This is a genomic window from Brochothrix campestris FSL F6-1037 (assembly GCF_000525915.1).
Taxonomy (GTDB): domain Bacteria; phylum Bacillota; class Bacilli; order Lactobacillales; family Listeriaceae; genus Brochothrix; species Brochothrix campestris.
Genome location: NZ_AODH01000042.1, coordinates 1 through 9,846 on the forward strand (window position 1 = coordinate 1; position 9,846 = coordinate 9,846).

Genomic DNA, 9,846 nt, shown 5'->3' on the forward strand with positions numbered 1-9,846 from the left:
ACTTTCCGTTTCAGATTGTAGACAAAGTCTAAACAGACTTCATTTTCTTTGTAATGCTATTACAGTGACTTTGTGTACGAGATGATAAGACTGAATAGAAATGTTGTTATATCCTCTCGTTTAATCAGCTAACTTCTATGATATTTCATGGAAAAGTAGCGACGGGAAATAGTCGCTCTTCTTTTCCATTCCAATATCTTTAAAGTTGAACGAGCTGATTTTACTTTCGTTCTAGTAGGAAACACGAGCCTTAGAGGTGAGTGTACAGATGGTACTCGACTCCGATAAGGCGAGGCATTGACGACCTAGAACAGCGTTTATCTTCAGTCTGGAACGGACAGTGAGTTGTTAGACTCACTGTCCATTTTTCTTTTAGCGACTCATTGCCTTTCGAAAGACATCACCTAAAATATTAAAAGCTAAAATCGTCAATAAAATAAATAACCCGGGAAACAGCGCTAAATAAGAGGCATTCGCCATAAACCCTTGCGCATTATTAAGCATACTTCCCCATGAAGCGTTGGGTTGTTGCACTCCGAGCCCTAAAAAACTCAAAGCCGATTCCGTCAAAATCGCACCGGCGATATTAAGTGAGGCCGCTACTACAATAGATGGCAGCGCATTGGGAATAATATGCTTAACAATAATACGCATCACATTTGCACCCGATGACTTCGCATACAAGACAAATTCACGCCCTTTTAACGTTAAGGTTTCCGCCCGCACAATCCGAGCCACGTCCATCCACGAAAGCAGACCGATGATAATAATAATATTAGCGATGCCCGGTTTTAAATACGCATTTAAAATCATCAATAAAAAGAACGATGGAATCGACATAAAAATATCCAAAAAGCGCATCATCAAATTATCAATCACGCCGCCAAAGTAGCCACTAATTGTGCCGGCCAGCGTCCCTACAACAATCGCAATAACCATCGATAATAAACCAACAGTCATCGAAATACGACCGCCATATAAGACCCGTGTTAAATAATCGCGGCCATGATCATCGGTCCCAAACCAGTGACTCGCACTGGGAGGCATTAAACGTTCCGTCGCTGACAGTGCATTTTGATCATAAGGTGATACAAAAGCAAGCAATGATGCCACCGTTAAAATAACTAACACCGAGAGTGCAAACACAGCCCGTTTATCATGTAACAAATAGCGCCATGTGCTGCTATGACGTACTACTTGAACATCACCAGCTTCTTTTAAAAAAGCCTTCATTATGTTTTTTAATAAATTCAAAGCCTGACATTCACTCACTCCTTTCCGCTAATTCGTGGATCAATAATCGTATAGGCAATATCGGCTAACAGATTACCAATAATTAATAACAACGCCGAAAAAAGGGTGATTGCCATAATAACAGGGTAATCTAATTGGAAGATGGCATTGATGCCTAAACTCCCCATTCCTGGCCACGAAAAAATACTTTCAGTAATAAAAGCGCCACTAATAATTTGCGGCAATGACATACCGAGAAGCGTAATAACGGGTAACAACGCATTTTTCAATACATGGTATGCAAGCACACGCAACTTTGATAGTCCTTTGGCATAGCCGAACAAGACATAATCTTCTTTCAATTGGTTGATGGTGTTACTCCGTACATAACGGTAATACGAGGCGCAGCCTTGAAAAGTCAAGGTAACCACTGGCAGAACAGCATGCCACACCATATCTTTAAAGGAGTTTTCACCAATCGTACGCATACCAAGGCTAGGAAACCATCCTAGCTTAATCGAAAAGAAATTAATCAAGAGCATACCAAACCAAAAAACTGGAATTGAAATCCCAACATATGATAAACCATTCAGTATTTTATCAATCCAAGTATTTTCGTAAGCGGCAGCGATCAAGCCAAGCGGAATCGCTAATATTAAGGTCAGTACTAATGACGTTCCCATCAAACCGAGTGTGGCAGGAATCCGTTCAATGATTTGTTCGAGTACTGGTTGGCTGTTAATAATTGAGTAGCCTAAGTTTCCTTGGCAGAGATTGACTAACCAGCGGAAATATTGAATATAAAGCGGTTGATCAAGACCGAGACTTTGACGAATCCGTTCGACATCCGTCGGATTCATATCTGGTGTCACGAATGAATTGATTGGATCCCCTGGTGCTAATTTAATGAGGGCAAATGAAATAATAGAAATCACCACTAACATCGGAATCATCTGTAAAAGTCGTTTAACAATCGTTGTGCGCATGATTTGACTCCTTTCGATACACAAAATAAAAACTGGTCACCAACGAGTGGGCGACCAGTCCTTGCTGACGGTTAATTATTTAGCACGTTCTAATTTAGAAAAATCTTTAAACATTGATACGGGTTGCGGTGTAGCAGCCTCAACACCTTTGAAACTCTTGTCTAACGCCAATACGGCATTATCGTATGAAATCGGGTAAATAACAGCGTTGTTGGCAATGTTTGACTGCACGTCTTCATAAATAGCTTGACGGACTTTGTCATCACTCGTTACGGCCCCTTTTGTAAACAGTTCATCTAGTGTTTTGTCATGGTTGTTGCTGTAGTTGTATGGTGAGTCACTTAAGAATAAGCTTGTGTAGGCATCCGGATCATTACCCATAATATAACCATTAAGCGCAAGTGAGTAATCCTTATTGTCGCGATCTAAGGTAATCGTACTTAAGGCATTTGGATCCGTTGGTTTCAATTCAAGTGTGACACCAATTTTTTTGTACTGTTCTTGAATGTATAGAGCCATACTCTCTTGTGATTTGCTATTGTTCGAGTAATAAACAGTTAATTTAGTTCCTTCTTCGTAGCCACTTTGAGCAACGAGATCCCGGGCTTTTTTGATGTCATTATCGTATGTTTCGACTTTATCTGTGAAATACTTTGTGTTCTCAGTTAAGAACGAACTTGCCGGTTTCGCATAGTCAGCTGAACCGTAAGCCGAGTTAATTAAACTTTTTCGATCAAGTGCATAGGATAATGCTTGACGTAATTCTTTTGATTTTAGAGCGGTTTGATTTTGATTAAACGCAATGTAGCTTAAACGATTTTCGGGATACGTAATAATTTCAACATCACTCGCGAGTTCAATCGAATCACGATCAGCCGGTTGAATCGCTTTTAAATTAATTTCACCATTTTGTAATGCAAGATTGGCGGCATTTTGATCTTTTGTAATGCGAAACGTCAATTTAGCCAGCTTCGCTTTGCCATCAAAATAGTTATCAAATCGTTTCAATGAAACGTATTCGCCTGTTTTATATTCAACAAAGGCAAATGCACCTGAACCGACTGGTTTTTTATTTTTATCGCTTTTTTCAATATTAGCCACACCCGCAAACAGATGCTCTGGGATAGGATAAAAGGTATTCAATGTTTCGGTGAAAGCTGGCGCTGCTGTTGGTAAAGTGAATTTAACTGTTGTCTGATCAAGCGCCTCGACTTTCAACGGTTTGCCATCAAAGACAAATTTACTACGATTAGGTGAATGTTGTTTTTCATCTAAAGTTGATTCCACTGTAAAGACAACATCCGCAGCTGTTAATGGTTTGCCATCATGCCATGTTAAGTTTTCTTTCAGTTTTACAGTATATTCAAGGCTACTAGCAGAGACAACTAGGCTATCTGCTAACGCTGGTTTGCCATCAATTTCCCAAAAGAGTGGTGCATAAAGTGCTTGTTGCATGGTTAATGTGACACGATCTGAGGCATAATTCGGATTTAGCACACTCGGTTCACCCGCTACACCAATAATGATTGAGCCGTCTTTCTTCGCTGATTCTTTGTTGCTTGTTTCTTTAGTTGCACTACCGCAAGCTGCTAAAACCACCGCAAAGATTGCAATCAGCGTTCCTACAAAAAACTTTTTCATTTTGACTTTCCCCCTTAAGCACATTGGCTTACCGTTTTTTAATCCTTAGTGAACTACTATGAATTAAATCTAACTTACCGCGATTCCACCTATTTGTCAAGTCCAGTTACTTCATTTAGCGATGCTTTAATGGCACGTGCTAAATCGGCGGGATTATCTAAGGTCATTGAATGGCCCAAACAGATAGCTTTTCGGGCCGCTATAACCATACAAGATGTCATGCCAAGATGGGGTCTGCCCCTCAACAGCCGCTCGCGAGATCTGATAGGCGGCGACCGGTATCCACGTGGTAAAACTAGCCGCCCAATCTTGTTCAACTGTATCTGCTGCTAATTGGGCGGTTTGTATCACTGCCTCAAATCCACTCGTTATAAAGGCACCTTCCGTCATAGCCGCAATAACCACGGTTGTTTCACCGCCACCGCTATCTAAATTCGGCTCTGCTAGAATCAGCTGACGACAGCTATCAGGGGCTAAATCGATCATAGTAAATGCAATCGCCCCACCTAAACTATGACCATATAAAATGACTGGTCCCAATTGCATATCCGTGATGAAATCAATTAAATACTGCGCATGCGCCTCGATGGCATAAGCAAAATTTAGTGGTTTATCACTATAACCAGCTCCTAGTAGATCAATCATAATGCGGCGATGTTCACTGAGACAGGGAGTCTGTGCGACTTTTGGGTAATCAAATGAGCCGGTACATCCTAAACCGTGTATGAAAACAATCGGCGTTTCGGTTCCAGGTAAATCGGTGTATCGTAGTTTAAAAGTTATCTCTCTAATCGTATATGTTTGCATCATTCGTCCCCCCTTTAGTTAATGCCCACCAACTAAACGCGAGCGTTTAAGCGCAGTTGCGCCTTCTGCCAAACTGCTGGCATGCATTAAGCTTGGTAGCCATATTTTGCTTGAATACCATCAATTGTTTTTTCTAGTCTTGTATCTTTTAATAAGTCATTGACTGGCTCAAACAAATCGAGTTGTTCGACCTGTGTGCGACTCACCTTGCCACAAGTCACAGCAATCCGCCGTACTGGACCTTGCTGATAATGTTGTTTAAATAAACTTAATGCCACTTCTTTCAAAACCTTTGTGCGATTTGTTGCCACCATCGTTTGCTGCACATGAAAGCCTACGACGTCACTGTGTTTTGAATAAGAAATACTCAGCTGCATGACGGAACTCGTGACGTGATGACTGCGCAAGCGCGCCGCTACTTTTTCGATCATTTCACGAATAACAATTTGTATCTCCGCTGCTCGATTGTAATCACGCGTTAAAATTTGTGAGGTGCCATAACTTTTGTCGATTGGAGCTACCCGTTCACTCAAAATCGAGTAATCAATCCCGTGGGCATGATAGTACAGCTGTTCACCCATTATACCGAGTTTTTTGCGCAACTGTCGTACATCTGCTTCTACTAAGCTAGCGATGGTGAATATTCCCATCTGTTTAAGGTTTTTTGCGGTGCGAGCACCAATACCCCACATCGCCGTTAACGGCTGTATCCGTCTGATGTTTTCGACATGCTGATAACCCCAATACGCACGGTAAGGCTCGTTTTCTTTGGCTTCATTATCCAACGCTAGTTTTGCCAACAGGGGATTATCACCCATTCCGACACACACCACGAGACCCAGTTCTTCGTACACAGCGGTCTGAATCGCATGAGCGATTGTTTCGGTTGTCCCAAATAAACGATGTGAGGCTGTCACATCGATGAAGCTTTCATCAATACTATAAGGAAACCAGTTGGCATCATCGGTGAAGCGCTTAAAAATCGCATTGACCCGTAGATTCATTTTAATGTAGTCCGCCATCTGCGGTTCAACAATAATAAGCGGCCAGTCTGGCTTCAGTTCAAACTTGCGTGTGCCTGTTTTAATGCCGTATTCAGCCTTTGCCCGAGGTGAAGCCGCTAGCACAAGGCCTCCATTGGTATCACCTCGACTCATTACCACCAGCAGACTTTCGAGCGGATGCAAACCTCTACGCACGCTTTCGACACTCGCAAAAAACGATTTACAGTCAATACACATCACATCGCGCTTCGGGAGCTTGCTGTAGTCAATCGCTACCATTTACCGTATCCTCCGCTTCTAATTGTTCAACGTGCCAAATATCGTCACTGTTGATGACGTACTGATTGGCTCCACTTACCAAATAGATTAGATCGCCATTAAAACCAATCACTTGACCACAAATAGCTGATTGATAGGCACCATTGATTCTTATGTTTGATTGAATCCGCACGGGCTGATAACTGAGCCAACTGCGTTCTAATTGTTGACTGATGACTTCACTTGTTTGTTGTTCTTTGACGTTGATGGGCTGTTGTTTGCGGATGTGCGCTAACGCCTCATTATGTTCGCTTAAAAAGAAACCTTGCCACTTCAACATTTTTCGATCATTATAGATCATCCTTACACCTCCAAAAACAGAACGTTTGTTCGCTTTTTATTCTACACTATTTTTTAAAGATATTCAATTACATAAAAAAAACACTCATTATCTAAAATGAGTGATGCGTTTTATTTTGAACATAAAGGAATAGTCGCGACGTGAAATAATCGCCTTCATTTCTCTTCCAAGCTGTTTGCTTTCACTTTTATTTGTCAACGATACATTTTTTCAATCTCAGCTGCAATATAGGCTGAGCTATACTGTAACCCTGCTTTTAGCCACCACATAATAATCCCGACGAGGGAGGCTGTCTTAATATCGATATCGACAAAGCTGTTAGCTGTTGGTGTTTCGAGTTGGTCGCGACGAATGCTAATAATCGTTTTCATCGCATTAAACAGTTGGCTTTCAAACTGTTCGGTTTGAAACAGCACAAACAAATAATGACGTTGTGTATGTAAATAATCAAGCAACTGTTCGAGTCGTTCTTGCCGTGATAACCCTTCTAGTTCAATGATTTTAGCGATTTTTGTATCTATTTCAGCCAGTATCTCCTTCATCAATGAGCTGACTAATGCCTGAATATCTTCATAGTGTAAATAAAAGGTCGTCCGATTAAGTCCTGCTGCGGTCGCTACTTGTTGAATCGTTAACTTTTCAACCGAAGTACCTGTTTGTAATAAGCTAATCACTACCTTTTTTAGCATTGCCTTTGTGCGCAATGCCCGCGGATCTGATTTTCTCGTCATTTAAAGACCACCTGTCTATCTTTGTTTATTTCATCGACAGTTTGCTCGATGATGTTGCTTACTCTACATTTGCCACAAAATCGTTGCTAGCATTAGCCTTTTTTTTTCTTTATACTATTTCGTAGACACATTGTCTATAAAATAGTATAACTGAAGGAGTTTGACAATGACAAACGATATCCCCTTACGCACTAAAAAAATGTTACTTTTCATTATGATTATTGGTTGTTTCTTCTCGACCCTTAACCAAACGTTGCTCAATGTGGCCTTAACCGACCTCATGCGTATTTTCGAAGTAAAGGCTGCCACGATTCAATGGTTAGCTACTGGTTTTATGCTTGTGAATGGTATTTTAGTCCCTTTGACGGCCTTTTTAATGAAACGTTTTTCGACCCGCCAATTATTCATCACCTCCATGTTTTTCTTGTTTCTTGGTTCCGTTATTAGTGCCGTTGCTGTTAATTTCGGTATGTTGCTGACAGGACGAATGGTGCAAGCGGCTGGCGCTGGGATTATTTTACCGCTCATGATGACCGTCATCCTGTAATTGTATCCCCAAAATGAACGGGGAGCTGTTATGGGGAAAATCGGCTTTGCAATTATTTTTGCCCCAGCAATTGCACCGACACTCGCTGGCTTTGTGATTGATTACGTTTCATGGCGTTGGTTGTTCATCGGCATGATTCCCATTTCACTCCTTATTATCGCTTTAGCTGTTAAATACCTTTTTAACGTTGGAGAAACAACCGCAGCTAAATTGGACATCACTAGCGTGCTCCTATCGACCATCGGTTTCGGCCTCGTTTTATTTGGTTTTAGTAGTGCTGGTAGCCGTGGTTGGAGTGATAGCCTTGTATTAGGCGCGATTAGCATCGGCTTGATTGTGACTGTGTTCTTTTGCCTTCGTCAACTGCAGTCGTCAGAGCCATTGCTCAACTTGAACGTTTTTAAGTATAAAATGTACAGCATGACAACGATTATTAATGTCGCGATTACTATTCTAATGTATGCTGATTTAATTTTATTACCAATGTATTTGCAAACAGGTCGTGGCGCTACTGCCTTACAAGCCGGCTTACTCTTGCTCCCTGGTGCAATTATTAACGCCTGCCTCTCACCTGTAACAGGGCGTCTCTATGACAAGGTCGGTGCCAAACCACTGTTTATGATTGGTACCTTACTCATCGCCTTGTCGATGTGGATGGTGACTGATTTAAGTGTAACGACAAGCTTCATTTACATTATTATTCGTACTGTTATTTTACGGATTGGCCTTAGCTTCATTAGTATGCCGCTTAATACTGCTGCCCTCAACACCTTACCGATCGAACTCGGTTCACATGGTTCAGCGGTGAACAACACAGTGCGACAAGTGGCAGGTGCCATTGGTACAGCCGTCGTCATTACTATTTATACGATGCAAACAACCGCTCACCTCCCTGCTCAATTCGCTCAAATTAGTGGTGCTAGCGATACGTACATGTGTATGTTTATTTTAGCCTTGATTGCCTTTGTGATTGTTTTATTCGTCCCTCGCAAAGTAAAAACAACTGACTAACGCGTTACTTACCTACCTTGTGCTTAGCAGTTAGCACCAATAAATGCTATACTGTTTTTACTATACAACTTAATCAAGGGAGTCTTTGCATGAATTTTACATTTTGGTTTATCTTCTTTTCACAAATTGCTTTTTGGTTTGTCCTGTTTGCTGGTTTTATTACACGTTACCTCTTTAAAAAGCAACGTGCCAGCAGCATCGTTTTGTATGTTGCTGTCGCCATCGATGCAGTGCTCTTATATGCAACGGCCTTAAACATTAAAAACGGCACCTTTGCTACCATTTATCATGGCCTCTCTGCTGTTTTTATTGGTGTTGCCCTGTGTTGCGGGCCTTCACTACTCGCTTGGATTGATAACAAATTCAAACCAGCCGACCAAAAAGAACTGAGCCCTACTAAAACATTAACCGGTAAACCACTGGCCAAATATAAATTAAAGCAGTCCGTACGTCATTTATATGCCTTCTGTTTAGGGTCAATCTTACTTGTTTTGGCGGTTTTGTTCATTGACAACAGCATAATAGTAAAGGCTTAACCGATGTGATAAACATCTGGCTTTTTATCATCATGTTGGACTTCTTATATTCATTAACGTTTTATTTTTGGCCTAAAAAAACTTAAAGTGTCATTAAGCAGTTAGAACTGCTACTTGTATCAAGATGTTCATGTGGACATCTTTTTTTATTACACTAACTATAATCAATCACAAAATTAGATATGGTCATCGGTAGCAAACTTATCCTCGCGGTGTTTCTCTATGCGTTAAATAAGCTAATTCGTGCCAAATTAAAAGTGCTGTGCACACGTGTTCCTTTGGCAGCAAGTTTATCACAACAACAACTTGTTATAATGAAAGTTTATCTCAGCCTGTTTGTGCCGCTTATTATTAAAGCTGCTCTGCTTGAAACCTATATCTTTGCTCTGTTAAATTAAAAGGTTCTATAATTTATGGTGTTGGTGAATTTTCACTGATGCCTATTTTTTCGCAAAAAAATAGCAACATTTTCAAAATCCCTATAATATTAAGTCACCACAACAAATTTATAAGGGGGATTCGACAATATCAGGTATCACTTGTAATAATATCGCAAATCCCTCTGGAATTACAGATGAAACTATTTCTTTTCCAAAAACATGGTGTTTAACTCAGTTAATTAAAGGTGTTTTAAGCACTTGTTATTTTGGTACACGCTCTTACACACACTCACGGTGTGCGAATTGCGGCTTTAATAATAAAACAGTTAAACTCATTAAACACGGAACTAA

The 9,846-nt window shown here is 40.7% G+C and carries 7 protein-coding genes and 2 pseudogenes; 2 read left to right on the forward strand and 7 right to left on the reverse strand.

Annotated features, from left to right (window positions below; translation table 11 throughout):
- Window positions 1-372 precede the first annotated feature (372 nt).
- The 7 genes and pseudogenes from BCAMP_RS09350 to BCAMP_RS09380 all read right to left on the reverse strand — a co-directional run bounded on the left by BCAMP_RS09350 (window position 373) and on the right by BCAMP_RS09380 (window position 7,021).
- Window positions 373-1,233 carry an ABC transporter permease gene (locus BCAMP_RS09350; protein WP_035315195.1) on the reverse strand — a complete coding sequence of 287 codons (861 nt, stop codon included), beginning with the start codon at window positions 1,231-1,233 and terminating at the stop codon, window positions 373-375.
- A 35-nt stretch (window positions 1,234-1,268) separates the two neighbouring features.
- Window positions 1,269-2,219: an ABC transporter permease gene (locus tag BCAMP_RS09355; protein WP_035315189.1), complete on the reverse strand. Its 951-nt coding sequence runs from the start codon at window positions 2,217-2,219 to the stop codon at window positions 1,269-1,271.
- Between the two features lie 75 nt (window positions 2,220-2,294).
- Window positions 2,295-3,860, reverse strand: coding sequence for an ABC transporter substrate-binding protein (locus BCAMP_RS09360; protein WP_035315191.1), 1,566 nt, complete (start codon window positions 3,858-3,860; stop codon window positions 2,295-2,297).
- A 153-nt stretch (window positions 3,861-4,013) separates the two neighbouring features.
- The gene (locus BCAMP_RS09365) at window positions 4,014-4,670 is read right to left on the reverse strand and encodes an alpha/beta fold hydrolase (protein ID WP_084038770.1); all 657 of its coding nucleotides are present in this window, start codon (window positions 4,668-4,670) and stop codon (window positions 4,014-4,016) included.
- A gap of 15 nt (window positions 4,671-4,685) precedes the next feature.
- Window positions 4,686-5,908: pseudogene (locus BCAMP_RS09370) on the reverse strand (Y-family DNA polymerase).
- Between the two features lie 28 nt (window positions 5,909-5,936).
- Window positions 5,937-6,290 carry a hypothetical protein gene (locus BCAMP_RS09375; protein ID WP_051457016.1) on the reverse strand — a complete coding sequence of 118 codons (354 nt, stop codon included), beginning with the start codon at window positions 6,288-6,290 and terminating at the stop codon, window positions 5,937-5,939.
- 194 nt (window positions 6,291-6,484) lie between these two features.
- Window positions 6,485-7,021, reverse strand: a complete 537-nt coding sequence (locus tag BCAMP_RS09380) for a TetR/AcrR family transcriptional regulator (protein WP_035315192.1) — start codon at window positions 7,019-7,021, stop codon at window positions 6,485-6,487.
- 166 nt (window positions 7,022-7,187) lie between these two features.
- On the opposite strand from BCAMP_RS09380, the pseudogene BCAMP_RS09385 reads away from it, so the two are divergent.
- Window positions 7,188-8,579, forward strand: a pseudogene (locus tag BCAMP_RS09385) (DHA2 family efflux MFS transporter permease subunit).
- Window positions 8,580-8,668: 89 nt separating this feature from the next.
- The gene (locus tag BCAMP_RS09390; RefSeq protein ID WP_035315194.1) at window positions 8,669-9,115 is read left to right on the forward strand and encodes a hypothetical protein; all 447 of its coding nucleotides are present in this window, start codon (window positions 8,669-8,671) and stop codon (window positions 9,113-9,115) included.
- Window positions 9,116-9,846: the final 731 nt, after the last annotated feature.

Excerpts from the sequence above, each read along its gene's own strand:
- BCAMP_RS09350 (WP_035315195.1), bottom strand. The coding sequence starts at position 1,233 with ATGAAGGCTTTTTTAAAAGAAGCTGGTGATGTTCAAGTAGTACGTCAT.
- BCAMP_RS09355 (WP_035315189.1), bottom strand. The coding sequence starts at position 2,219 with ATGCGCACAACGATTGTTAAACGACTTTTACAGATGATTCCGATGTTA.
- BCAMP_RS09360 (WP_035315191.1), bottom strand. The coding sequence starts at position 3,860 with ATGAAAAAGTTTTTTGTAGGAACGCTGATTGCAATCTTTGCGGTGGTT.
- BCAMP_RS09365 (WP_084038770.1), bottom strand. The coding sequence starts at position 4,670 with ATGATGCAAACATATACGATTAGAGAGATAACTTTTAAACTACGATAC.
- BCAMP_RS09375 (WP_051457016.1), bottom strand. The coding sequence starts at position 6,290 with ATGATCTATAATGATCGAAAAATGTTGAAGTGGCAAGGTTTCTTTTTA.
- BCAMP_RS09380 (WP_035315192.1), bottom strand. The coding sequence starts at position 7,021 with ATGACGAGAAAATCAGATCCGCGGGCATTGCGCACAAAGGCAATGCTA.
- BCAMP_RS09390 (WP_035315194.1), top strand. The coding sequence starts at position 8,669 with ATGAATTTTACATTTTGGTTTATCTTCTTTTCACAAATTGCTTTTTGG.